The sequence below is a fragment of the Paenibacillus sp. FSL H3-0457 genome (assembly GCF_037981725.1).
Taxonomy (GTDB): domain Bacteria; phylum Bacillota; class Bacilli; order Paenibacillales; family Paenibacillaceae; genus Paenibacillus; species Paenibacillus amylolyticus.
Genome location: NZ_CP150283.1, coordinates 4,531,630 through 4,558,430 on the forward strand (window position 1 = coordinate 4,531,630; position 26,801 = coordinate 4,558,430).

A 26,801-nucleotide genomic window follows, 5' to 3' on the forward strand; every position below is an offset into this window, starting at 1 on the left:
TTATTCTTTAATCAAGCAGCTTCGCTTGTTTTCTTCTCATCCTCGGACCAGCTTTGGCGTGTCATAGTACCCCATGAGTTGTTGTTTTGCATGAACTGCACATGTCCCTGCAATCTCCACAGTACGCCCAGCTGATGGTAACCCACGAATTTCAGCGCGGAGTAGACGAGCATTTTGACCAGATCGGAGAGTTTGTTGTAACGCTTGAAAGCAATCTCCTCCAGAACAAGTGCGCCTACACTCAGCAGATAACCACTCACAAAGTTCAGCAGTCCGAACAGAACCAGAATCGGCCATTGCGTCATATCCAGAAGCACATATCCAGCGAGAGCCAGAAGTCCGGTAATCCGGAAATACGGGTTGAGCGCTTCAAAAAGGACGTTATATGGCATGGTCACCATACCCATAACCTTATATTTCGGATTGAACAGCATGCCCCGATTCTCCAGCATGTTCTTCAGGTTCCCACGGCCCCAGCGCTTGCGCTGACTGGACAAGATCCGGTAGGAATCCGGTGCCTGTGTCCAACATACGGCCTCAGGGCAGAAGGCAACGCGGTATTTCAATTTGTTCTCCAGCATATAACGGTGGAGTTTGATGATGATGTTCATGTCTTCCCCAGGATAACCATCCCGGTATCCGCCTACGGCGATTACTGCGTCCTTGCGGAACATGCCGAAGGCACCAGAGACAATGATCAGACCGTTCATGTGACTCCAGCCAATCCGTCCACCCAGGAAGGCTTTGAGATATTCAATCGACTGGAACATGGGCCAGATCTTGCGTGGCAGTGATACATCTTGCACTGCCCCGTTTTCAATTTTGCAGCCATTGGCGATCCGTACATCTCCACCGATGGCTACCGTCTCTTCCGGATTCTCCATATACATGCGTGCCATGCGGATCAGGGCATCCTTCTCCAGCAAAGAATCGGCATCGATGGAAGAGATCAACGGATAATGGGACAGGTTGATCCCCGCATTGAGGGAATCGGCCTTACCGCCGTTTTCCTTGTCAATGACATACAGATCAGGGAACTCTGGATTGTGGTAGATTCCACGAATTTTCTGACAGGCGATCTTGCCCCGAATCTTCGTATTGGGTACTGGCTTCAGACGATATTCTTTCAACAGGATATTCAGTGTCGCATCACTGGAGCCATCATTTACCACAATGACTTCATATGTTGGATAATTCAGCGTCATCAGACAGTTCACATTTTCAATAATCGTCAGTTCCTCGTTGTACGCCGGTACCAGCAGAGAGACCGAAGGCACCAGTTCCGAGCCTGACAATGTATTGTATTTGGAATAATGCGACCGTCGGAAGATCGTCCAGATATTACGGAACGATAAAGCCAGAATGGAAAAATAGAGCGTATTTACAAAAACAACATAGTAGATTGCGACCATGCCGTAGATTAATAATAGATCCCTAAGCAGTGTAATCCCCTCCTACCGTAGCGACACCTGTGCGTTTCTTGCTGGTTCTGTTCTCTCGGACAGGGCCAAAATAACGATCGTATAGCAGTCTTTTTTTGTTATGTGCAATCATCTGCTCTACAGCTCTGTCATCGGTTCTCGTATGCTGCATGGTGCTCTCAATCTGCTGCATCGCAATCTCGCGCTCAGCAACTGTACCTTGCACCGCAGCCTGACACAGTGCTTCGAATCCCGGTTCACCGAGCTTGCTCAGACTCTCCGCACTGTTATATCGAACTCTCCAGTCCTCATCCCGCAGCGCTTTGCGCAGCAATGGAATACTGCCAGATGCATGCTTCGAACCAAGCGCTTGTACCACTTCGGCGCGAACTTCCGGATCGGGGTCCTGGATCAGCTTCAGAATGGTCTCATCCCGGAGTGCCGGACTTGCGCTAAGATACAGCTTCACCGCCTCGGCACGTACATCCTGATGCTCTGCGCCTACCAGTCTGTCCAGTGCAGGCATCACTTCAGGTACAGCCTGTCCCCACATGGCAACCAGTCCGACTTTGACAAAATCAGGATTCCGGTCTTCCAGCAATTCAATTAGAATTCTGCTCGTATCCAGACTCGTTTCGAGCAGAATATCGGCTGCCAGATGGTGAATGGACTTGCCTTTGGTTAACAGCAATGCCAGCATGTCTTTCAGTTCACCTTGCCGAGTCGTACATCTGGAGATGGATCGACCAATCATAATGGCCATCGGGCCCGGTTTCTCATCCTTCAGCAATTCCATCAAACCCGGAACAGCTTCGGGACAACGCATGCCACCCAAGCGATAAGCTGCATCAATCTGGCGACCATAACGCAGACGGCCCAGTTCCTTCAGATCATGCTCTACGAATCCTGCTTCACGGCACAGTGCGATTAATTTGTCGCGATACTCACCCTTGAACTGGTCGATCCATTCAATCAGCCTGTCCTGAATGACTCTGCGTTCCAGCGGAGCCAGCTTGCCTGGCGGCAATTTGAGTGGACTATTCTCGGTCAAGGCTGTTTGCAGATAGGTGAAGTAGTCACGCTGCTTCAATTCATAAAACGCCGTCTTGCGTCGTTTGCCATTGTGGGACATTTTCATGGCAAACAATACGATGACGCCTACAACAACAAGTGCGATACAGATGTACAAAAACAGATAGGCCAAAGCCAAACTTGGAAACATGTGAAAAGGTCCTCCTTTATACTCATTTATTCGATCTGAAAACTAGGAATTTTTTCATAGCTCTTCTTCATTTTTTCGTAGCTTATCTTCAGACGTTCACTATACTGCACCTGCTCCCAAGGCTGCCAGCTGTATACCGGCAAAGTCTTCAGGTCCAGGGTCGTCTGTTCACCCCCAGGCCAGGATACTTTCTTCGTGGCGCGGTCCGTTAACCACGGAATGAGCGTAACGCCTTCCACAGCAACTGTGGAGAACTCACGTCCATTCTTGAGCGGTCCATAGTCGATCACTTGCAGCGAACTCGGATCACCGAACCCGAGCAGCATCCAGGGAATTCGCATCTCCACCTGATAGCCGTTATACTGCCATGCCGTTAATGAATCCGTATCGGACTGGCCGGGAGCTGTCGTTCCCCGTTTCAATGTTCCGACCTTTTCATTCATGAACGGTTGAGCAGATCGGGTATCCGGCGGTGTCATCCTCAGGCTGACTGCCAGATTCCATGGGTGGAACGGATCTGCGGAATCGGACTGCTGATCTGGCAGCATGTCGTATCCTTCTTTGCCGTACAGACGCTGATTAAAGTCATAATCCTTAGCAATCTCCACCTGTGATTCTTCATCCTGCCCCAGTGTAATCACCGTCTCAAGACCATCACTGAGCGTCCGGCCCGGGAGTAACTTGTCAGGCTGACTGCCTCCAGCAAGTGTATCGGTCCCAATTCGCAGCACTGTCTTAGCCGGTTCAAACGGTTGATCCAAGGTCAGCCCAATATACAGATAGGCTTCATCATGGGTCATCTTCATTTCCTGAATGCCGTCCACTTGGCCCTGCCAGGTCGTGACCTCTTCATCCTTCAGATCATCCCAGTCATCCAGTGATCCGTCGATGGTCAACTGTTCCTGTTTACCGGGGTCCATGGCAAGCAGACCAAACATCTTCTCGTTTGTCAGTACGTTCAGCCAATATGCACGGCGATCAGCCGGGATTTCCAGTGGCATCGTGTTCCATGTTTTTTTGAACCATTCATCCTGCCACATGAACACAATTGCTCCCGAGTATCCTTCATCATAGATATCCTGCGTCAGTGACGCGTCAATATCTCCCTGCTCTACTTCGTTATGTCCACCCTGATTCCGTCCTCCCATACCCAGATGGGAAATACCAAGAGAAGAGGGTACGCCATACTCTGTAATCATTACAGGCATATCGGAAAACTCGGCTTTCAGCTTGCGCAGATAACTTTTGTACGTGTTGTACTCACCGTTCTCATCCTTGATGGTTTGGAGTGTTTTATCGATATGGAACAGATCCGGGTAATACGGGTACACATGGTAGGCTGCAAAATAACCTCCCTGCCACGCCTCCGGCTGAATATGTCGGGCATCCACACTGACGAGATCCTCTTCATACAGCGGCTCGCCGGGATGATCCAGCACATCGGTCGTTACCCAGTTGGTGAAGGTCATCGGATGTTCCCACCCATACTTCTTCTCCAGGACCGCCGTATGATCCAGCAGCTCTGCCAGCCAGTTCTCGAACGGTGACGCTTCTGGACTCGCCGAGAAATGAACTCCCTTGTACTGCGGCACGTCCGCATGTTTTGCGTTTGTGTTGTCTACCATTGCCGGGTCCCATTCCGTCCCCACATGCCAGGCCATCAGGTATTTTCCTGCATTCGTTTTGTATTTGCCGCTGGACTCTCCCTGCTTGGCAGGAATGTCCGCATCGCCATAGACAGCAGATACGGCCTTTTCAATCTCCTGCTTGAACGTCTGCTCAATATGCGCCGCATAGGCATCCTGCTTCTCAATTAACTCTTCTTCAGGTGACCATATGCCCTGTATAAAATATAACGGTTGCTCCCGGCCGCGGTTATATTCGACCAATGCGGAGTAGAAAATCGGTTCGTGAACCGTGTATACCCGGATTACATTGGCTCCCAGATCCTCGATCTGCTGGAACCACCGCAAGTAATCCTCTTTGGTCAGCGGGAATTCTCCCGGGTAATGCCCCGGTGAAGTTGCGCCCAGGTTGACACCTTTGACGAACATCTCCCTCCACGTTCCATCTGGCCCGTATTCCATGAACCGGTCTCCATCGGTCTTGAATTTCATCTCCGTGCCGTTCTCCGCTGTGTACGTAACGAGCTTGGGTAGCATATAGTGCCATCCGGCAAATATCCCACCGGTCACCACCACTGCTCCTGTCAACACCGTTAATAGCCAGCGTCTTCGTCTTTGTCTGCTCATGTCTTTAGATTGCTCACCTCTCTAATATGCATCCTGCTTCAACATCGAATGGTCCAACATGAAGTTTACGAATCTTTCCGCTTCGGATGTCCGCTTGGTAGAGATGTCAGCGGTGTAGTTCTCACTATAGCGCTAAGACTCTGCATTTGTAACTAGGCTGATGGAAGCAAACATGAAATGGAACATTCTGCCCATAATTCGTAAAAAGAGCCATCAACTAGCACCGGGAAGCCTCTGAGATACGTCTGATTCCCGAACACTAATATCTGCTGGAATCGCATGGTATTGGTGCCCTGCTGATCTTGCAATTCTGGAACCTATATTGTTATGTGCAACGCGGGTACAGGCAACGTTTGCCGTTGGAACACATACCCCATTAAACGCGAGTCATTATTTAAAGTTGCGGACCTTTTTACAGTATTAACCATAAAGATTACAAAATTGATACTATAGTCCGATAACGCATCAGCGATATTCCGCGTCACATCAAGGTTTTCTGAAAAATGCAGAAAATCAAAAAAGGACGTCAGTCCCCCTCTATAGGACTGTGCCCATTTATAACCCTTTTACAAAAACCCAAATGAACGCCCGGTCATCAACCGTAGGTCATGGATCTCTCACATTAAATGTAAAAAAGCACATCTTATTTCCTAATTTCTGCCTCTAATATGGCTAACCCATAATTGTGTCCAATTTGCAAAATAATTCCGGTTGCCGCATTTCGAATTGTCAGATATGCTTATAAAACAAGAACACTTGTTCCATACTGTAAATAAACTGTTAATTATCGATGTTCAAATAAAAATAATTGCTTCTTAACATAAGAGCTTAGCATCACGAATAAGGAGAGAAGTCTTATGCCCCGCCAAGACAGACGTGTCATCATGCTGGCAGACTGCCAGTCATTCTATGCCAGTGTGGAGAAGTCTGCACATCCCGAATACAAGGACCGCCCCCTCGTAGTCGCGGGAGATCCGGCGCGCCGTTCGGGTATTATTCTTGCGGCCTGTCCACTCGCCAAGTCCTATGGAATTACGACAGCAGAACGACTGGGCGAAGCGCTCGCCAAATGTCCAGATGTTGTTGTTGTTCGCCCCCGGATGGCCGAGTACATTCGGGTATCCCTTCATATTACGCGTATCCTTCAGTCTTACACCGATCTGGTGGAACCCTATAGTATTGATGAACAGTTTCTCGATGTCACCGGAAGCCTGGATCTGTTCGGCAGTCCCGAGACGATTGCACGCAGCATTCAATCGAGGGTGATGGATGAGACGGGTGTGTATATTCGAATCGGTATCAGCGATACCAAGGTCGTTAGCAAGATGGCCTGTGATCTGTATGCCAAAAAAGTCCCGGGAGGCATCTGCACGCTGCCTCGCAAAGATCTGCCTTCAACCATCTGGGAAAAGCCTGTTCGAGACATGTTCATGGTTGGTTCCCGCATGGCGCAGCATCTCTACAAGATGGGCATTCATACCATTGGTGATCTGGCCCAGACCCCACTGTCCCGACTAAGAGAACGTTGGGGGGTGAATGGCGAGGTACTGTGGCGTATCGCTCGCGGTATTGACGATTCCCCGGTCAAACCCGGGACCTATGCTCATCAGCAACAGGGGATCGGACATCAAATGACGCTGCCCCAGGACTATGACTCCTGGGAAGATATCAAAGTGGTACTGCTTGAACTGGCAGAGCTCGTCAGTCGACGTTCCCGGGACAAATCACTCATGGGCCATGTGGTCTCGGTTGGATGTCGCGGACAGGATTATGATCGGCCAACTGGTTTCTCCCGCCAGATGAAGGTGAATGAACCCACCAACATTACGGATGAAGTATACGATGCGGCAGCAGCTCTGTTCCTGCGCCATTGGGACGGATTACCCATCCGCCGCATCAGCGTGTCATTGACCGGACTTATACCCGATTCTGAAGTGCAGCTGTCCTGGTTCGATGATCGTGAACGTAAAAGAGAACTGGAACGTGCCACGGATGATATCAAGAGCAGGTACGGAGAAACCGCCATCATGCGGGCATCCTCCCTCTGCTCTTCCGCGCAAGCCCATGAACGTTCTCATAAAATTGGAGGTCATTATAAATGAGTAAAAAATTGCAGCACAACGGTATCTTCGAGTCCTCACGCATGATGCTCCCCGAACACCGGGAAGCCTACATTCTTCATCAGGAACAACTTGCTCCTCGTACCCGCCCATCCCTGGATGCCCAGGCCGCGGAAGAAATGTCCCGTTTGCTCAGCAACTCGATGATGCTTGGAGATATCGTTACCATTACGTTGTTTCACGAACATGACGATATCCGTTACACGGGGCAGGTGCTTCGGCTGGACCGTCCTGCCCGGACCCTCAGACTACTGATGGAAGATGGGTCCCGGGATATTCAGATGAACCTCATTACAGATGTGGCCCTAGCCGATGACTGAAGGGGGATATACCCACCCCGATGTTGTGGATATTCCATGATAGATGCAGCATACCCGTTGCCATGCAGGACTGTCTTCCTACACTTCCAGGTGAATACCAAAAGTAGCCGACGAGACATATCCAGACCATTCACTTCGTTCTAAAGAAGCAAAATATCAGATATGTGATTCATCGGCTACATATAAGGGTAATGCTTCTTTTTTCTGAAAAACTTCTTAGAAAAAGCTCCAGTCGAATTCCTTGGACAGACGCTCCAGCAGATGCACGCCGGCAATACTGTTGCCTTTGCGATTCAGAGCCGGGCCAACAAGACCTATGCCGAATTGTCCCGGTACAAGGGTCAATATCCCTCCGGATACTCCACTTTTGGCGGGCAAGCCAACCTCGATGGCAAATTCGCCTGATGCATTATACATACCACAGGTGGTCATGAAGGTTTTGGCAATCTGAACATAGCGACGAGGGATGAGTTCTTCTCCCGTAATTGGATCTGTTCCATTATAGGCCAGAACGAGTGACATTCGAGACAGATCTGCACACGTCACTTCAATGGAGCAATGACGGAAATACACGGCAAGCACGTCTTCAACGTCATCCTTAATGACTCCGTTGTGCTTCAAAAAGTAGCCAAGTGAACGATTCATATGACCACTCTCCGATTCGGACTGAAACACCTCTTCGTTATAGCCCAGCTGATCATTATTCGCCAGTTTGCGGAAAAACTCCAGAATACGGCGTGATTTTTCTTCCTTACAGTCTCCTCCAACAAGCGAGGACACCGTAATCGCACCCGCATTGATTAATGGATTAAATGGGATTCCGGGTTCAACCAATTCAAGCTTGATCATCGAATCGTAATCGTCGCCTGTCGGTTCTTTTCCTACATTAAAGAAAACCGCTTCTTCCCCATGATCCATCAGGGCCAGAATAAGGGTAAATACTTTGGAGATACTTTGCATCGTAAATGGAACACCGCAATCCCCTGCCGACACATGGTTCCCTTCGGCGTCCATGATATGTATACCAAGCTCATCCTGAGAGGCTTTGACAAGCTCCGGGATATAAGAAGCCACCTTACCTTGCCCGGTGTGCAAACGACTGGTCTCCAGCCACTCCGGCAGTAATGCATTCAGACGTCCCATGGTTGAATTGCTCATATGTCATCTCCTCCACATCTCTATATAAGCAAGCATCTTGCATGAAATGTACATGGGTGAACCCATGCACCATGATGATAATGAGTTCCAGCCATCTCATGCAAGATGTCCTGTATTATCTGATTACCCTCAGAACAGTTCCTTTACCGCTTCGTTTGAAGATTTAACTCCAAAATCTCACCAGGAAGACCATCGTAATCGCCTGTCCAAGTGGATATAAAGTTCTGTCTGGTCAAGATCCGGCGAGAAGCAGCGTTACCCGGATCGATAACTGCATAGAGTGATCCAATCCCTGCGGCTTGTGCCTGAATAATCAACCGTGACGCTATGGATGTGCCTTGACCTTTGCCCCAATGTTCAGGTAGGATCATGTAACCTATCTCAGCCTTGATCGGGTCCTCCTGATCCGGAATCAATTTGGCATACGCCACACCGGCACCATCTTCACTATATACTCGGTAATGTCCGCAAGTGGAACGCTCATTAAACTCCAGCATAGACTCAAATTGCGTTCTCGCCTCTTGCTCAGGTATTGCACGTTCTGTAATCTGTTTCATTACTTCCATATTGGAAACCAATGCATAATAATCATCAAAATCAGGTTGTGTGTATTTAATGAACTTCATGATGTGCCTCCTCTAGGGTACATAACTTATCTTGGTCTTGTTGAATTCACCTAGAGTATAACAGATGCGAATGATGGAATGCACACAAGGCACCACGCTTGCAGGCAGCCAGATGATCCGATAGGCCAACAAGTCAGCAATCTGACAACTGTAGATACCAAAAAGCGGCCTCATCTGGAGACCGCTTTGTTTTTAATTTGCTTTTTAAGATGAAGAAATATCCTCAGTTCCGTACTTCCAGTGCATGTTGTTAGCTTGCCCGTGATGAAGGGTTAAGGTTCATCTGTTTTTCACGTTGACGAGCACGACGACCTTCACCTGGAGGGGTGATGATCAGTGCGAGCAACAGCGAGACAGCACAGAGTACAGCAATCACGATGAAGGTCAGATGGAATCCGCCCAGCAGGGCGCTGATGAATGATCCAGCCAAAGCACCAAATCCAAATCCCTGATAGATGACACCATAGTTTTTGCTCTGATTTTTCAATCCGAAGTAATCGGCCACAATCGCCGGGAATACCGTAATGTTACCACCGAAGCAGAATGCAACGGCCGCCACACAGGCGAAGAAGATCCCGAAGGTCAGTGGAACCAGACTAAGTGTCATGACAGCTACGGCTGTAACCAGCAGCGCACCAGCGATGACTTTCATTCGTCCTACTTTATCCGACAGCGCACCGAGAATAATACGTCCTGCCGTGTTAAAGATTGCAACCATGGCCACTGCGTTTGCAGCGGTAGCTACATCAAGACCTGCAAGCTGTACACCGATATCTTTAACAATACCGATCAGGTACAGACCGCTCATACACGCCGTGAAGAAAATAACAAACAGCATGTACGCTTCTTTTGTACGCAGCATCTCTTTCACCGTGTAATCATGACGTGCTACGACTTGTTTGGATCCTTCCTTGCTTGCCAGAGCCTGTTCACGAACAACCGCTTCACGGATCAGGAATGATCCCGCAACGACCAGAACCAGAACGATAATGCCCCAGTACATAAATGCCTGAGCAGGACCAACGGCACCAATCAATGCCGTGTTCACATATTTGAACAATAAACTACCGGTACCAAAGGCTCCGACCGAGATCCCCGAGATCAGACCTTTACGCTCCGGGAACCATTTGATCAGATTAGACAGCGACGTAATATACGCCGTACCATCTGCAAAACCAACAACAAATCCAGCCAAAATGTACAGCAGTGTTAACGAGGTGACTTGAGAACTCAGAATAAGACCCAGCCCAAGCACAACCCCGGCTACACGGATCAGACGCTGAAGACCCCAACGTTCCTGCAATCGTCCTGCAAACAATGTGGCAAAAGCCAAAGCAAAACTGGTAATTGAAAAAGTTATCGCGACCGAGCTGACGTCCCATCCGAAATGATCAGACAACGGTTGATTAAATAAACTCCAAGTATAGATGGTTCCAAGACCCATTTGTACAATGATGGTCCCCAATACAATAAGCCAGCGGTTCATTTTTGTAGGTGCAGAAGTTGATTCAGGTGTTGATGAAACGGATGAAATTGTTGCTTTCATCGTGATCTCCCCTTTGCCGATGTCATATACATGAATGCGTTCACAAGCTAATCATACATGAAAGGGGATTCATCACACCGTTTTGAGCATGAGTTGCATCAGATGCGGAATGAAATGCTTCTAGATGCGCATGAGTTGCCTGAATTCTTTGACCTTCCCACGACTCACGGGCACTTCAGCTTCCAAATCGCGCAGACGGAGCAGATACGTATTGTTGAACCAAGGTACAATTTCACGGATTTGCGACAGATTTACGACGTACGAACGGTGGCAGCGAAAGAACGTATCCTGTGGCAGACGGCTGTGAAAATCCGATATGCTCACTGGCATGGTGAACTCCCCATTTTTGGTATATACCTTCGTCACTTTCTCTTGTGCTTCCGCATAGTAGATATCTGCCGTATCCGTAACAATAATATTGTCATTCCGCAGCAAATTAATTCTTCTATCTGTATGGGAATTCGTATCTCGTTCTCGTACCAGTTCACCATGCGCAGCAGATCCGTCCGCCGTAGGGGCTGGTCCATCCTCAACATGTTGCTTCACCGGCGCATGATCACGTTTGAATGCGAGCTCCAGCTTATGGAGCATTGCAGCAATTCGTTTCTCGTCATACGGCTTCAGAATATAATCAAATGCCTCCAACTCAAAGGCTTCCGCTGCATGTTCCTTATACGCCGTCGTAAATACAATGTAGGGTTTCGTTGCAAACTTCCCAATATGATGGGCCAGCATCATACCGTCCAGCGAGGGAATATTGATATCAAGGAAAATGACATCTACTTCTTGTTCCTGCAAAAATTTCAGTACATCCAGCCCGTCTTCAAGGCGGTCCACAACTTCAATCTGACTATGTTCCTGGATTAAATAATTCAATTCCTCACTTGCCAGAATCTCGTCTTCCACAATAAGAGCTCTCATTGATCCATCATCACCTTGTTACGACATCTCCTTTGGGCACATCAAATAAAATATCGGTTCCTTGTTCCAGCCTTGTAATGGTTACACCTTGTCCGTAGATAAGCTTGACCCGGCGATGCACATTATATAGCCCGATCTGGTTACCAGGCATACGGTCGTGGTAGACCCGTTCAATAATATCTGCACTGATGCCTGCACCTGTATCACTGACACTAATTCGCACAAACTCCGGATAATCTTGTACCCGAATTCGAACAGTCCCGGGTCCTTTGACCTTGAGAATGCCATGAATAATTGCATTTTCGACGAGCGGCTGGATAACGAGACTCGGAATATGCACCGCGACCTCATCAATGTCATAGATCACGTTAAGTCGGCTACCAAAGCGAGCTTTCTCAATCTCTACATAATTACGGACCTGCTCCAGTTCCTTATGAATATCAATTAACTCATCCGACAGCTCCAGATTGTAGCGCATGTACCCGGATAGGTTCACAATCAGCTCGCGCGCTCGATCCGGTTTGGTTCGGATGGACGATGCAATCGCATTTAATGCATTAAACAGAAAATGAGGATGAATGGTTGTCTGTAACGCACGTAGCTCTGCTTTGTTGGCAGCAGCCTTGATCTCTTCTACCCGCGAAACCTCCATCTGGGTCGAGATGATCTGCGATAGACCTACAGCCATCGTTTGTAATGGATACGTAATTTTGTACGCTTTGCGATAATAGATTTTGAGCGCACCTGTAATGTCTCCTCGTTCTTTGAGCGGAATGATTAACAGTGAGTGGATATCGGGTGTTTTTTCATCAATCACATCATTACTGATCGTAATCTCCCCGCTAGATATCGTCTTCTTGGTCATCTCACTTATAATTTCATTACCGATATGATATCGTTCCTCGCCAAATCCTACATAAGCCAGTACATTCCGGGTATCCGTAATTGCAACCGCGTCAGCCTGAATATCCTCCTGAATAATCCGGCAAATTTTGCGCAGAGAATCCTCATCAATCGAACGGAAATACGGCAAGGTTTTGTTTGCAATCTCCAGCGCGAGCTTCGCCTGACGAGCCGCAATCATTTCCTTTTCCCCTTCAACACTCTGCACCAAGAGCACAATCAGCCCAATGTTGACTTCACCCAGAATCATAGGCAGCGCAATCTTCGATACAATATCGGCACCCAGTGGATCGGGATAGGAAAATAGCAGGATTAATAACATCGTGAGCGCTTCACAGATCATTCCGGCACCAATACCGATAATCCATCGCTTAGGCTTAGGCGTGTACTTATGTATATATCCGGAGACCAGACCTGCCAAGATACTCGTGATTAGACACGGTATAGCTGTGACTCCATCCATATCGATCAAATACCGATGCACCCCGGAGACAATCCCCGTAATAATACCCACAGGCGCTCCGAACAAAATACCACCCGATAACACGGCGATGATCCGCACATTCACCAGTGAACCTTCAACATTAATGCCCGTATATGTCCCGAAAATGGCAAAAGCACAGAATAACAAGGTAACCGCAATAGACTCCTGCCACCTTAATTTCCCCTTTTGCAGAATCTGCCTAAACCTTGGCACCCTCGACAGAAAGAATAAAAATATAATCAACAGCGCCGCCCGTTCAAATAAACCCAGCAGCATCGTAAACATTTCCAATCGTACTTCCTCCACATCTGTTTGAAACATAAAATGCATACCGACACAGCCACGCCTTTTTGACTTAAAATCCAGGACATTAATCCATAGGCTCGTATGCAACAGTTTACCGCTCCCCCCAGTGGAAAGCAAAGTCCATCTTGTGAAAATGCATCAACAAGACTGCACCAAGCACACCATAGTTCGTCCCTTAACTTCTATGAAAATGTCCGACTCCAGAAAAACCTATGTTATAATCAGTTGTCATGTTATTCCAATTATTCCCGATCGCTCATCGGCGATTGTCCTGCGAATAATCTTAAGCATCTCAACTCTGACACTCATCGTTCAAGTCTACAACCTTAAAGGAAACCCATATAACTTTATTTTAATATTCGTATTTATCGCTTCATTAATAACCACTCGTTCTTTTAACGTTACGAACAAAAACAGATAAAAATAAAAACAATAGGCCATGGCAGGCTCTATACGATCTGAAACTAATCCAAAAAGGCCAACCAGACGTACCTGGTTGACCTCAAGTCCAAAATTCATGAAAAATTTCGCCTGATAAAATAACTTGGTGTGCAGCTCCAAGCATGGCAATAACTGTTGACCAAATTGCTACCATAAGGAGAATACGTTTTGTCGTCCGGGTCGTAGAGCTCCCAGAAAGTGTCCGCTCCATCCTTCAGCATACCGCCCCAATACCTTCGGATCTGCTCCAGTGCCTTCTCCTCTTCCCCGCACATTATTAATGCATCAACATAATGATGAACCATGTACGGCGTGGTCATGCCAATAGCTTCTTCGTTACTCATTAACCGATCAAGTAATTGCCGGGAAGCTGGAGCATCCATGATCTCAGCCAGTACCATCCATACTTGCGATGCCCAGGATAACTGTCTTTTTTCACCACTGACGAAAAAGCCCTTTTCACCATCCCACAGATATGTGTGGGCTGCTTGCTCAGCGTCTTTGATGTGTGCGTTAATCCATTGCTCAGACTCCGGCAACTCTAGTTCTTTGGCAATCGACCTTCCCCTTTTCATACTATAGATGAGAACTGCCTGAGCACCGGCCTGTTTATTTAGTTCTTCATGCCAGTCCAGAAAACAATACCATGTATCGTCATCCCTTACGATGCCCCGCTCATCAAGTCGTTTAAGCCCAATCTCAATCTGTTCTCTAGCCACCGGCCAAAGTTCTTCCAACGTTTCCCTGTCCTTGGTAGCTTCAAAATAGTCCCATAATGTCGCAATAAAGAACAACGCATAGTCATATAGGTAAATGTCGTCCACGTACGGTTCCGGTTGTTCGTACAAACAGGCTCCTACCTGGCCTCCCTCTAATCTCGTTCCGGCAAAGAGATAGAGACAGCGCTTGACGAGATCATTACAGCCGAATGTTTCATAATTGACGAGGGCCTGAAGGCGAAGATCTCCGATCCATAAACGTCGATCGCGCTTCGGTCCATCTTCGAATACCATCTGCATGCAATCCCGGAGTGTCTTCACGGACACGCGATCTATTTCCAGCAGCTCCGTGTCGATATCTTCAGGCAATTGAGGTACTGCCCCTATGTCTGCTGAGGTCACCGTCATGCAATATATATCGTTAATTCGAATATCGTAACGTATCGACGTTTCTACCACCTCGATTTTCAGATACCGAAAGGCATACCGACGGTCCAGTGTTAGCGTGCCAGGTAACACATCCATATTCACGATCTCGTCCTGAAGCCATGAACGGCTAAGCCAACCCGAATATTCTGCAAAATCCTCACCGACCTCACAGGGCATTTCTCCAAATGTGAGCTTCAACCTGAGAGGTGCATCTGCATTGCTACGTTCGTTAAGAAGCGACAAGGTCAGATAACCGACGAGATGCTCCCCGAAATCCAGCGTAACACTGTCTCCCTTGCACAACACTTGATCAGATAGTTGTTCTGCTAAGCCGAGTGGTTCGATACGCCATCCCTGAAAAGCCGACGTATCCGGAACTGCGCTCACGATACGTTCCGGATAGACCTTTTGCTGGCGAAGCTCCGGCATCAGACCCTGCGCTTTTTCCAGCCAGGCTGTGTTTATCACTTTTTCACTCATTGCAGTGTCCTCCTTATCCTTTGACCGCCCCAACGGTCATACCACCGATAAAATATTTTTGCAGGAACAAGAACGCCAGCAGCAACGGTAGTGCGCACAGAAAGCACGCTGCAAACAGGACATTCCACTGCGTGGGATTTTGCTGATCGCCCAAAAATCCGAGCATGGCCAGTGGTAACGGTGAATCTCCTGCGCTGGAAATAAAGATCATATTGAAGAAATAATCGTTCCAGATCCAGACACCTTGTGTAATAATGACCGAAACCGTTACCGGAATGAGTAGGGGGAACACGACGGTCCAGAACCGTTGGAATAATCCCGCCCCGTCGATGTGCGCCGCTTCTTCTACCTCCTCAGGCACACCGCTTCTAATGAAACCCGTGTACAGGAAAGTTGAAAACGGCAGACTGCACGTAATGAACATGAAAATAGGCGTATATTGATTCGTTGGGATATGCAGCGCATTGATCATTTGCACGATCGGTATCAATACCATTTGCGCAGGTACCACGAGTCCGGACAAAAAAAACAAATACATGAACTTACTTAGCTTTGTCTTCAAACGGGCCATCGGGTAGGACGCCATCGCCGCAAACAGGACAACGAACACGACCGATACACCGGTTAACACCACACTGTTCCATAGCGCTTCCGGAAAGTGCATGCGGTCGAAGGCAGCCTTGTAACTTGCAAAGGACATCTCCCGGAACAGGATCAGCGGATTTGTGTTGTTGCTTGGATCTCGGAGTGATGTCGAAAAGGCAATAATTAACGGAATCAGGTTTAACGCCATCACCAACAACACAACGACCTGAACGGACCCTTTCCCCAAAACTTTACGAAGCATCATGCCGACACCTCCCGTTTGTTCATTTTCAGGACAAAAACAGCGGTAATGACGATAATCACGGCAAAGGAAATGACACCAAGAGCCGAAGCTTTACCAAAGAGTTGTTCGGTAAATGCCATCTTGTAGATGGTATAAATCAGCGTGTTGGTAGCCGTGCCGGGACCGCCATTCGTCATGATAAACGGGAAGTCGAACGCTTTGAGTCCATTGATCAAACTTAACGTCACGTTGATTGTAATTGCTGTTGCCAGTAATGGAATCTTCACATGTCGCAGCAATCTCCATGAGCCGCAGCCATCAATCCGTCCGGCTTCCAACAGGTCGCTCGGAACAGTTTGTAGTCCTGCAAGGAAGATAATCATTGTCGTTCCGATCGTCTTCCAGATTTCCACGAAGATAATAGAATACAGTGCGGTCGAGTAATCACCCAGGAAATTCAGTTCATTTGCGATACCCAGTTTATCGAGAAAGGAAGAAATCAGCCCGTAATCCGGCATATAGACGTAACTCCACAAAAAGCCGACGACAATCGCACTGAACAAAGTGGGAATATACGCCAGGGAACGGTAAATCCCGGTTCCTCTTATTTTCATGTTTAACAGTAATGCCATTGCCAAACCGATGATATTGCCAGCTATGACGGTGACAAACGTATAGATCAGTGTATTTTTTAAAGAAATGCCTAGGATGTCGCTCCGGAACAATTCCTTATAGTTGTCGAAACCGATATAGTTATAGGCTTGGGCGTACCCGTTATAGTCCGTTATACTGTACTGGAACAACCGCAGGATCGGGAAGATCCAGAAGGTCAGGTAGAAGATCAATGCCGGCAAAGCAAACCAGTACATGGACTTTTTCATTACAGTAGAGCTCATCCTGCTCCATCCTTTCCAAGGGGCCTGCGGCAAGGGAAGAAGGACAATCATTCTCCCCTTTACAGCAGACAGCATCGTTTGGTTCTAGTTTTTCCATAGCTCTCTAAACTTGGTTTCCATGGCGTTTGCCACATCTTCTGGTGTTGTTTTCTGTCCAGCAATAATTTCGGCAAACTTAGCCTGCATGACGTCCGATACTCCGGCTGGCCACATCTGGTTGCTAAAGTAGATGGAATTTCCAGTTTGTTGATAGTTGTCATTCACTTCCTTAAACAATTCATTTTCAAGTTCTACGTCCTTATAGACGCTGATGGAACTGTTGGCTTCCACAAATGCTTTGAACAGATCGGATTCACCATCAAACAGGTAGTTCAGTACTTCCTTGGCTGCATCCAGGTTTGCCGATTTGGCGTTCAAAGCGTATCCGGCAGATGTTGCAGCAGATACAAACACCGGCTGTTCCGGCTCGTTACCTGGTAATGAAGCGAATCCGCGAGTAAATTCGGCAGCGCCTTTGGACGTCATGGAGGCATAATCCCATGTTCCCGTAAAGGTCATTGCTGCTTTCCCGTCGATAAACAACTGCGCAGATTGGGCACTACCAATGCCAAGTGAGTTTTTGACGACGTAGTTGTTATCATAGAGCTCTTTGTATTTGGATATGGTTTGAATCCACTTTGGATCAGTCAGCGATTTTTCACCGTTCTGCAATTTGACATCAAAATCCAGCTCATTCGGATACACGACATTCGCTGCAATCGGATACATTCCGAATTGGATCATCCAAGGGTCCTTGTCTCCCATCGCAATTGGCGTTACGCCCGCTGCCTGCAACTTTTGACACAAATCCAGAAACGAAGGCCAATCCTTCGGAAACTCGGAATATCCCGCTTGTTGTAACAACTCCTTATTGTAGTAAACGCCCAAGAAGTCCAACCCTTCGGCCACGCCGTAAGGTTTACCCTCATAGGACATATCTTCCTTCGCTCCTTGGCTGATGTTGTCCCAGAACTTTAGATCTGACAGATCCGCAGCGAAGCCTGCCTTTGCAAAATCAATGACACCGCCAGCCGCATTTTTCGGGAAAATCCAGAAAATGTCCGGTCCCTGTCCAGCCGCAAGCTTGGTTCGAACAGATGTATTGTATTGATCATCAGGCAACTTTTGTACTTCCAAGTTAATGTTCGGGAACTTCTCTTTGACTAGGCGCGGCAAGGTCTCCAGCTCGAAATCCTCTCCCTCGGATGCCTTGTTTCCCGAAAGCATCATCGTCAACGTAATTGGCTTTCCTGACTCATCTGTACTCCCGTTATTGGTATCCGTACCGCCCCCCTCCTCGCTACTGGAGCTGCATGCGCTCAGAAACATCAAGAGCAGTACCAAAGTTAGGGACCACAGTCGTTTTCTTTTTTTCATCTTGTCATTCCCCCAATTCATGTTTATTCTTGCTTTGTGCACATTCTCATCATACGGTGGGCAAAAGTGCATTTGCTTTGGCTCGTATGGTGCACTATTTTTAGAATTGACAAATGGCGGGAGGAGCACGTATGATTCTGTTCAACATCAAAACTAAACTTTTTCTGGTCCTCGTCCTCGTATCAATCGTGCCAATTATCGTTGTTTCTGTCAGTTCCTATCGCAGTTACACGAAGCTGGTGAATGAGCAGACCTCTCTCGTGACGTCGACAACTATAGGCAATTCGGTCAAGAGCATGGAGGAAATTTTGCAGAACATCGACCGGATCTCTGTCACACTCCTTCAGCAGTCTTCCAATGCAACCGCTTACAGCACTGTGAGTGATGAACTAATCAAGTTGAACGGTACCAACGATCAATATGAAATCTTCATGATTCGCAGCAAATTGAAATTGATCTTTGAAAACATTCTGCTTGGTTACAATTACATCAATGGTTTGTACCTTTTCACACCTGATGGCAAATGGATAAGCTATGGCAGTAGCGGCACAGACCTACGCCTCGATTATGTCGCACTTCGCGATGAATGGTATCTGGATACGATCCAGCGCAAAGGCGATTTGTATATTGGTGAAGTTGGCGTCAAACCTTACATCATTAACGCCAAGGAATCCATTGGCTTCTCCAGAGCCCTCTACGATCCCAACAACAACGAGTTCCTAGGCGTGTTTATGCTGGATTGCAGTATGAACATTTTTGACGGTCTAAAACGTAATCCGGCACCAAGCTTGTCCAATCTATATCTGGCGAACGACGCTGGCGAGATCCTGTACTCCAGCGACGGAAGTAGAGTTGGCACTCCTCTCTCCGATACTCTGGCTGCGGCAACGCATCAAGTCGGAAACAGTTCACAGTACAAATCAATCCAAGATAACATGATGACGGTAATCCAGAAAGTTCCCGGCCGCAATTGGAACGTGATTGCCAACATCTCTATGGATCGGTTGTATGAGGAGTACAACATCTCACAAAAGTTGCTGTTATACGTGGCCGTAAGCTGTGCCGTCATTTTCCTTCTACTTTCCTTTTTCTTGTCCAACCTGATCACCAAACCCATCATCGAATTGACCAAACTGATGCGCAAAACCAAATCTCATCGTTTTGTGACCATCAAGCCTCAAGTAACAAGGCAAGTCGATGAAATAGGCATCCTTTACCACGAGTTCAACAAAATGATGAAAGATATCGATACACATATCCGAGAGAGTTACCAGAATAAAATCCTCATGCTGGACTCCCAGATGAAGGCATTGGAAGCACAGATCAACTCCCATTTCCTCTACAATACGCTGGAGTCGATTAATAGCATTGCCGAGATCGAAGAAGTCGAGAGTATTGTTGTGATGACCAAGTCACTCGGGGACATGTTCCGCTACAGCATCAAAACGGACAGCGAGCTGGTCGCGGTCAGCGAAGAACTTCAACATGTAGAAAACTACATGGCCATCCAGCAGATTCGGTATGGTGACAAGTTCGCGTTCAACCTGAATGTAGACCCGGAAATTCGGAGTCGTCGCATGCTGAAACTTCTGTTGCAACCACTCGTGGAAAATGCCATCTATCACGGGTTGGAGAACAAACGTGGGAAGGGTTCCGTTACCATTACCGGTTTGTTTCAGGGGGACAGCATCGTGTTCGAGATCTGGGACGATGGCGTGGGCATGTCCTCAACACAAGCGGAGGAACTTCGACAATTGCTCCAGCAGCCACCTGAATTCGTCACCGTTGGTCAAAGGCATAAACAAAGCATCGGCATCAAAAACGTGCATTCACGAATTGCTTTGTATTACGGAGAGGGTTACGGCCTTTCGTTTCATACCGATTTGAATACAGGAACTCGAATTACACTCGAAATTCCGGCCAATTGGGAAAAGAGGTGACCAAGAGATGTACACGTATATCGTTGTGGACGATGAACCCTTGATCCGCAAAGGTTTGTTGAAAAAAATCGGGACTTTTGAGCACTCGCTTGAACTCTTAGGCGAAGCAGATAACGGGGCAGATGCCTTGGCTTTGATTGAATCGTTCAAGCCGGACATTATCTTTACGGACATGCGCATGCCTGAGGTCGACGGCAAGCTGTTGATCAGGACAGTATGCCAGCAATATCCGCGTATCAAGTTAATTGTCATTAGCGGGCATACCGATTTTGATTATATGCAGGAGGCCATCTCTGCGAAAGTTGTAAATTACCTGCTGAAGCCTTTTAGCCGGGATGAGATCCACGGTACGCTTCACCAAGCCATCCAAGCCATCGAACAGGAGCGCTCTCTTCAGCGGGAAGTCGTTCTAAGAGAAGTAGAAACGGAGCAGATGAAAAGGGATGCAGACATGCAAGCCTTCCTGAATTATGTGCTGGCTCCCCATTTATCCATCAAAACACCTGTGTTCCGCTCTGCGGAATTTGCCGCCATCATGGCATCTGACCAGTTCATTTTATTGACGATTTATGGTCCTCAACCGCTTACAGCACAGCAACTACCTACCTTTTCGAATGGCCTGTACATTCCTCATCCACAAACGGATCAAGTACTGTTTTTCCTGATGCATGATCTGGATTGCTCAGGCCAGCTTGATTTGCAGAAAATGGCGGAACAAACTGCGAGTATCATTTTGACCAAATCCGAAACTACGGATTGTTGTGTGGGGATCAGCTTGCCTCATACAGGCATTGGTGGGGTCCGAGAAGCTCATCATCAAACGATCCTTGCGTTGGACGAACGAGCCATTACCGATTTTGGCAAATGTTACGTATTTTCACGGGAGCAATTTCCTTTACATCAACTGAAGTGGGCTCGAACATATGAACTGTTATTTTTTATAGAGAGCGGGAATGTGCCGAAGGTGGAAGAGCTCATCACCGATTTCTTTGCTTTCTACATACGCCAGCCTGACGCTTTGCTTGCCCACCTGAAAGAGCAGTGCAGAGACATTATCACGGAAACCAAACGGCTGCTGAGTAACTATATCCAGAACGGAGGTAACAGTAGCGCCTCTTCCAGCTTGGAGGCCGTCCTGAACGTCTCGTTCGATATGGAGTGCATTAGGCATTACATGGTAAAGGTGCTGACGGGAACAGCTCTTCTGCTTAAGGAAGACAACCCCTACGCATCAGATCAAGTGATCGACAACGTCAGGACATATATCGATAATCACTATACCAAGGATTTAACGCTGGAATGGGTATCGTCCCTGTTCTACCTGAATCCGAGTTACCTCAGTCATTTATTTAAAGAAAAGACATCCGAGAACTTCACTGATTACGTAAACAGACTACGGATCAGGCAAGCCAAGCAGCTCTTAACGAGCACAGACGATAAAATCTACCGGGTTGCCAAACAGTTGGGTTACGACAATCCAAAATATTTTTTTCGGGTGTTTAAAAAATTGACCGGTTGGACCCCAGAGGAATACCGAAAGCAACACAAATCCTTCACCGCAAATAACAAGGAACCAGGCCATGCATGATGGCCCAGTTCCTTGTTTTCATTGTTGTGGTTCTTAGCGATTCAGGCCTTCTATTATCCGGTCATGCACACGGACAATGACTGTTGCAAGTTGTGCCCGTGTCAGGGTGCTCTGTGGTTGTAGCAGTTGATCCGGCGTACCTTGAAATATACCAAGCTTAATGGCCGTTGCCATCACTGCCCGGTTATTTGGTGTCAGCTGGGCCTGATCCTTAAAATCTTCCAGCCATGATTCAACCTCTGCTTCCGGCAGTTTCGTATCCACTCCAGACAAGTTCAGCGCACGAACGAGCACCATTGCCATGTCCTCACGTGACATTGGGGCATTTGGCAGGTACTGCCCTTCTTCCATCAGGCCATATTCCTTGGAGGCTCGCAAAATCGGATCAAACCATTTCTCGTTTGCTGCCGCTCCCATCGGTTCAATTCCTATCGCATTCAATGCAGCCATCAACGTTTGGGCTGATGTTGTCGTTCCTTGGGGTTGCATGCTGCGTTCCGATACGCCATTGATCAACAGCAAGCTGTTGGCTTTAGCTATATCTTTGGCATACCAGGCTGAAGGCTTAACATCAACAAATTCGCGGAGCGAGTGAATTGCAACGTACGTTCCCCCTTGGTTTAGCAGTACTTTCCATACCTTGTTTCCGTTTGTGTCTTTGGTCAACACGCCAGGCACCGGCGTAAGTTGGCCTCCTGCTCCAACATATGCGATTGCTGTGGAGTTTGCAGCTACGACATCGTTAACAGGCAGCGCTGCAATGACATACGTGTTCTGCTTATCTTTGATGGATACGTTCCATGGATCACCGATGACCCGGATGCCAGATGAGCGGATACTTGCTGCCTTAGCTTGATCAGCAAAATCCCCCGTTTGCACGGTCACGACAGTAGAAACATTGCCCTCCGAATCCGTTTCGCCTTCAGTCTCGGACCCGGATGCTGGTGGCTTAACAGGAGTTCCAACACTACCTGATCCAGGCGTGCTTGGCGAATCAGGATTCGTTCCTGGATTTGTGCCTGGATTTCCTGGATTTGTTCCCGGCTCTTTCAACGTAAATGACAAACTGTCAATCCGAAGATCCGGTTCATGAAACACCAGATACAGATCATGTACGCCGCTCACAGCAGCAGAAATATCCGCATCTACGTCAATGTACCCTAATTCCTTGACCGTTACGTTAGCATTACTAATCTTGTAGGAGACAGGTTCTGTCATCGGTACGTTCCAAACAGCAAGCGGGGCGGTATCGAGCGCATCCGCATGCAACGAGATCGTGCCACCTTGCACATTAGATGCGACAGTTGCCTTCACCTTCTGTGCACCTGTGAGGTCAGCCTTAGGCAACGCGATCCACGATCCATTTTGTTTGGACCGAACTGCGTAATAACCTCCAACAATCGCTTTGGCTTTTAATTGGGCTGCCGTGCGTTCCTTGGATACTTCGTGGTAAATGACTTCGTTCGAAGCAAACGCATGATCAAATACATTTATGGGTTGGGTAAGGGGTAAGGTTGCAATCGACTTCCCACCAATGCTTAATGCCTTCGATACTTGCACGTCTGCATCCGCTGCCGAGGTCCCAATCATGAATTTATAACTGCCCTGTTCAACGATCCATTCACTCCGATTCACATCCCATAATGCCAACGTTTGTGGATCGACCTGCAACAGGACTTCTTTTGTTTCACCAGGAGTGAGATGGATCTTCTCAAATGAAACCAGCTTCTTTTTAGGCGCATGTGCGCCGTATGCAGAGTTGCTGTTACGGGTGTACAGCTGCACAACCTCGGAAGTGGCTACGTCTCCTGTATTGGTTACGCGGACCGACACCGTGAATGTTTCATCTCCCGTTACAGAAGACGGTACGTTCAGGGAATCGTACGTAAAATCAGCATATGATAACCCGTAACCAAACGGATAGGTCACCGTGGCATCTGTATACATATAAGTCAACTCAGATTCAATGGGGTCTGCATTCGTCATATCAATTGTAAATCGCGGGTCAATGTCTTCAAGGCCAGTAATGTTACCTTCTGGTATTACATATGGACTAATGGAAGGGAATGCATCCATGCCTGCATACCATGTGGACGTCAGGCGACCTGTGGGTGCGTAATCTCCGAACAAGACCTGGGCCAGAGCATACGAATCGTATTGACCTCCATATGGCTGGTAAACGATCGCCGAGACGTTAGGGTTGTTCTGAATTCGCTCCATGTTTACAGGGAAGCTCGATTTAACCACGACAACGGTTTTCTTACCCTGGGTTGCAAAGGCAGCAGATACTTTGTCAACCAGTTCATAATCAGCCTCGCCCATATCAAGGGTAGACCGGTCGTTACCTTCTCCTGCGCTATGTCGTGGAATTGCGCCGACAAAGACGATGGCATAATCGTCTTCTGTGGCTCTTGCTACTGCCTCTTCGCCCACGTTCTTCACCACGGTCTTCTCAAACTTCACCTCGTCCGGGCGATTCGCAGCGTTGACCTTGCTTCCTAGTGGAGATGATGTTGTCACGATCTTACCAGCATCATCTACCTTGATAAAGCGTCCGTTGGCATAATACCAATTTGTAAAGTCACCAGAGAATCCTGTACGGTACCCATTGGTAACAATAGACATTGAGCCATCCTCGTTCGTTTCCATTCGTAATGTTGGGGGTATGGCACTCGTATCACCCATCATCTCTGGAAGGCTCCAATCATTGTTCGTCAGATTGAGGCTGGTACGATCCGTATTGCCAACTGCTGCATGATTTGTCGCAGGGGAAGTCACCCAACGCTGGTTATACAGCGACAATAAACTTGAACCCGCCTGACCCCAATCGTATACTCGGAACAAGTGGGAGAAACTGGAATCATCTTGGGCATCCGAAGTTGTGATGAGCTGCGCTCCCTCCGTGCCTGCATTTGGACTATAAACGTCCGCTGTGACCGTTTGTTGATTCGCTTTAGAGGTTAGTGCAATGACTTCATTTCCTGGGGCATAGTTTACGTTACTGCTGCCATTCATTTTAATGATTGAGAGCAGTGGAGATTCACCGGAGTTTTCCAGCGCAGGTGTCGCGCCAACTGAATACGTCGTCTTGAAGCGTGCGTCGGCATACACCCCAGAAACAGCAGCATCATTTCCTTTTTCCAGCGGAAGTGTGCCGTCATTTTTCAACAAAACAACGCTCTCCTGTGCCGCTTGAAGTGCTATTTCCTGATGGTTCACTTGGTTATAATCGGAAGGCGGAGACGTCCTGACATCCCTTGCTTCCTGGGCAAAAGGATAGTTTTTCGGTATGCCCTGCTCATCAGTTTCATTAAAAATCCCCAAGCGCACCAGCTGGTTTACATGTGGTCTGGCTGCTTCTATAAGTTCTTCCTCGGTAATTCCATATTCCCCTTGCTCTACGAGCGCCACGAGATCGGTCACATCCGCAGGTGTCGTCCCTGATGGCCGACCCGCATTCGCCTGAGCAAGCGCCATGAGAACGGTTGCATGACCGCGGTCCACGGCATAGCGGTCGTCATATCCATTTCCGAGTTGGTTCGCGTTGGATACAATTGCATCTCCATTGAAATCGGGCGAGCTGTATACGCCATATTTGGCGTCCAAATTGGCTAATAATTGTAGCGGGGAAAGGATGTTTGGAATGCCGTTAGTCCGGCCATAAGATGTCATTGTGCCCGCCAGCGCACCTGATTCAAATCCAGGGAGCGCGGCTCTGGTTTGGTACTCAAACAATGAACGCGCGCTTGCGCTGTTATTCGCTGTCTGCCTGAACCACTGTGCGTTATATACGGAATAATGCTTTGTCCCCACCGCGGCCCTCATCCAGAATCCATCTTCGCTGGTGGACTGATCAATTCCGCTAAGACCCGAAGCCATCTTGTCGATCAAGACTCCAGCCATATTTGGATCTTCAGAGAACCCTTCATCGAAGCGACCGCTAAGCGGATTGATACGCATATCACTGACCACACTGAACGCCACGCTGAGGGAAGGATCGTTGCCCCCATGAATGTTGGATTCGCCCTGCTTGACCTTTAATTTGCTGATTTTCTCGTTCCCCATCACTTCACCGATATCGGACAAAAGTTCTTTGTTCCAGCTCTGTCCCATGCCAATCAGAGCAGGAAAATCGGTCGAGACACCCTGAACATTATCTGCAGCAGATAACGCACCGGGAATGACCTTGCCCGCATGTTTCCCCTGCTTCAATGTGTAATGGTTTCGCGAACCCGTCACATAAACGGCTGGACCTTCGAGGCCAGTGTATTCGAAATAGGTGTCTACGTATGCATCCAGATGCGCTGGCACGCCATCAAATAATGGCATCCCATCAAAGACACCTCCCTGCTGAGTTTGGAACTTTACAGTACTTGTCGTAGATGCTGATAGTGGCGTGGCTCCCCAGGACCCCCATGTCAGACTAACCACGGTGATCACCGCAATCACTTTGCCGCTAATTTTCTGCTTGAAACCTCTAGTCAAAGTCAATGTTACCCCTCCTTTATTTGTAATCGCTTACAATTTGGTACTCACTCATTATAGTTGGAGGAATGGTACATTTTGTTTATGGGTTGAGGTACAGTATTTTTAGATATTACGGTTATGTATCATTAAAGGATAAATTTGGATTCATATTAAATATAAGCCTCATACTCCACCCATCACTGTACTAAGATGCTCGATTTAACCAACAAAACTACTCAATGAAAACTTCGTTTTCGTGGTAACACAAGCCAGGTCATGGGTCATTTCGATAAATACAACGAATATTCAACCAAGTA

Annotated in this window: 17 protein-coding genes; 4 read left to right on the top strand and 13 right to left on the bottom strand. The window is 47.8% G+C overall.

The window, feature by feature from the left end; all coding sequences use genetic code 11:
* Positions 1–11: 11 nt before the first annotated feature.
* Genes MHH25_RS20115 through MHH25_RS20125 form a run of 3 tightly spaced genes read right to left on the bottom strand, consistent with a single transcriptional unit; the run spans position 12 to position 4,895 of the window.
* Positions 12–1,412 carry a glycosyltransferase gene (locus tag MHH25_RS20115; protein WP_340017904.1) on the bottom strand — a complete coding sequence of 467 codons (1,401 nt, stop codon included), beginning with the start codon at positions 1,410–1,412 and terminating at the stop codon, positions 12–14.
* A gap of 22 nt (positions 1,413–1,434) precedes the next feature.
* A complete protein-coding gene (locus MHH25_RS20120; RefSeq protein ID WP_091018251.1) occupies positions 1,435–2,643 on the bottom strand; it encodes a HEAT repeat domain-containing protein in 1,209 nt (402 codons plus the stop codon).
* Positions 2,644–2,669: 26 nt separating this feature from the next.
* Positions 2,670–4,895 carry a hypothetical protein gene (locus MHH25_RS20125; protein WP_340017905.1) on the bottom strand — a complete coding sequence of 742 codons (2,226 nt, stop codon included), beginning with the start codon at positions 4,893–4,895 and terminating at the stop codon, positions 2,670–2,672.
* Between the two features lie 857 nt (positions 4,896–5,752).
* On the opposite strand from MHH25_RS20125, the gene MHH25_RS20130 reads away from it, so the two are divergent.
* Positions 5,753–6,997 (top strand): DNA polymerase IV, encoded by a 1,245-nt coding sequence (locus tag MHH25_RS20130; protein WP_340017906.1) that lies wholly within the window; start codon positions 5,753–5,755, stop codon positions 6,995–6,997.
* Positions 6,994–7,335: a YolD-like family protein gene (locus MHH25_RS20135; RefSeq protein ID WP_076318922.1), complete on the top strand. Its 342-nt coding sequence runs from the start codon at positions 6,994–6,996 to the stop codon at positions 7,333–7,335. The genes MHH25_RS20130 and MHH25_RS20135 overlap by 4 nt, the downstream gene beginning before the upstream one ends.
* Positions 7,336–7,551: 216 nt before the next feature.
* On the opposite strand, the gene glsA is transcribed toward MHH25_RS20135, so the two are convergent.
* The 9 genes from glsA to MHH25_RS20180 form a co-directional block, all read right to left on the bottom strand.
* A complete protein-coding gene (glsA, locus tag MHH25_RS20140) occupies positions 7,552–8,493 on the bottom strand; it encodes a glutaminase A (RefSeq protein WP_076318921.1) in 942 nt (313 codons plus the stop codon).
* Between the two features lie 143 nt (positions 8,494–8,636).
* Complete coding sequence (locus MHH25_RS20145) at positions 8,637–9,119, bottom strand: GNAT family N-acetyltransferase (protein ID WP_340017907.1); 483 nt, start codon at positions 9,117–9,119, stop codon at positions 8,637–8,639.
* A gap of 250 nt (positions 9,120–9,369) precedes the next feature.
* Positions 9,370–10,605, bottom strand: a complete 1,236-nt coding sequence (locus MHH25_RS20150; protein ID WP_076319010.1) for an OFA family MFS transporter — start codon at positions 10,603–10,605, stop codon at positions 9,370–9,372.
* 180 nt (positions 10,606–10,785) lie between these two features.
* The gene (locus tag MHH25_RS20155; protein ID WP_036674916.1) at positions 10,786–11,586 is read right to left on the bottom strand and encodes a LytTR family DNA-binding domain-containing protein; all 801 of its coding nucleotides are present in this window, start codon (positions 11,584–11,586) and stop codon (positions 10,786–10,788) included.
* Between the two features lie 10 nt (positions 11,587–11,596).
* The gene (locus MHH25_RS20160) at positions 11,597–13,258 is read right to left on the bottom strand and encodes a sensor histidine kinase (RefSeq protein ID WP_235193990.1); all 1,662 of its coding nucleotides are present in this window, start codon (positions 13,256–13,258) and stop codon (positions 11,597–11,599) included.
* A 536-nt stretch (positions 13,259–13,794) separates the two neighbouring features.
* Positions 13,795–15,348 carry a sugar hydrolase gene (locus tag MHH25_RS20165; protein ID WP_340017908.1) on the bottom strand — a complete coding sequence of 518 codons (1,554 nt, stop codon included), beginning with the start codon at positions 15,346–15,348 and terminating at the stop codon, positions 13,795–13,797.
* A 13-nt stretch (positions 15,349–15,361) separates the two neighbouring features.
* Positions 15,362–16,198 (bottom strand): carbohydrate ABC transporter permease, encoded by an 837-nt coding sequence (locus tag MHH25_RS20170; protein WP_076328020.1) that lies wholly within the window; start codon positions 16,196–16,198, stop codon positions 15,362–15,364.
* Positions 16,195–17,073, bottom strand: coding sequence for a sugar ABC transporter permease (locus MHH25_RS20175; RefSeq protein ID WP_036614579.1), 879 nt, complete (start codon positions 17,071–17,073; stop codon positions 16,195–16,197). The genes MHH25_RS20170 and MHH25_RS20175 overlap by 4 nt, the downstream gene beginning before the upstream one ends.
* An 84-nt stretch (positions 17,074–17,157) precedes the next feature.
* Complete coding sequence (locus MHH25_RS20180; RefSeq protein ID WP_036614581.1) at positions 17,158–18,489, bottom strand: extracellular solute-binding protein; 1,332 nt, start codon at positions 18,487–18,489, stop codon at positions 17,158–17,160.
* A gap of 131 nt (positions 18,490–18,620) precedes the next feature.
* Here MHH25_RS20180 and MHH25_RS20185 point away from each other — a divergent pair, with 131 nt between their 5' ends.
* Positions 18,621–20,429 (top strand): sensor histidine kinase, encoded by a 1,809-nt coding sequence (locus MHH25_RS20185; RefSeq protein WP_076318916.1) that lies wholly within the window; start codon positions 18,621–18,623, stop codon positions 20,427–20,429.
* 7 nt (positions 20,430–20,436) lie between these two features.
* Entirely contained in the window at positions 20,437–22,017 is a 1,581-nt protein-coding gene (locus MHH25_RS20190; RefSeq protein ID WP_340017909.1) for a response regulator, read from the top strand.
* Positions 22,018–22,050: 33 nt separating this feature from the next.
* On the opposite strand, the gene MHH25_RS20195 is transcribed toward MHH25_RS20190, so the two are convergent.
* On the bottom strand, positions 22,051–26,508 hold the full coding sequence (locus MHH25_RS20195; protein WP_340017910.1) for a glycoside hydrolase family 3 C-terminal domain-containing protein: 4,458 nt from the start codon (positions 26,506–26,508) through the stop codon (positions 22,051–22,053).
* Between the last annotated feature and the right edge of the window lie 293 nt (positions 26,509–26,801).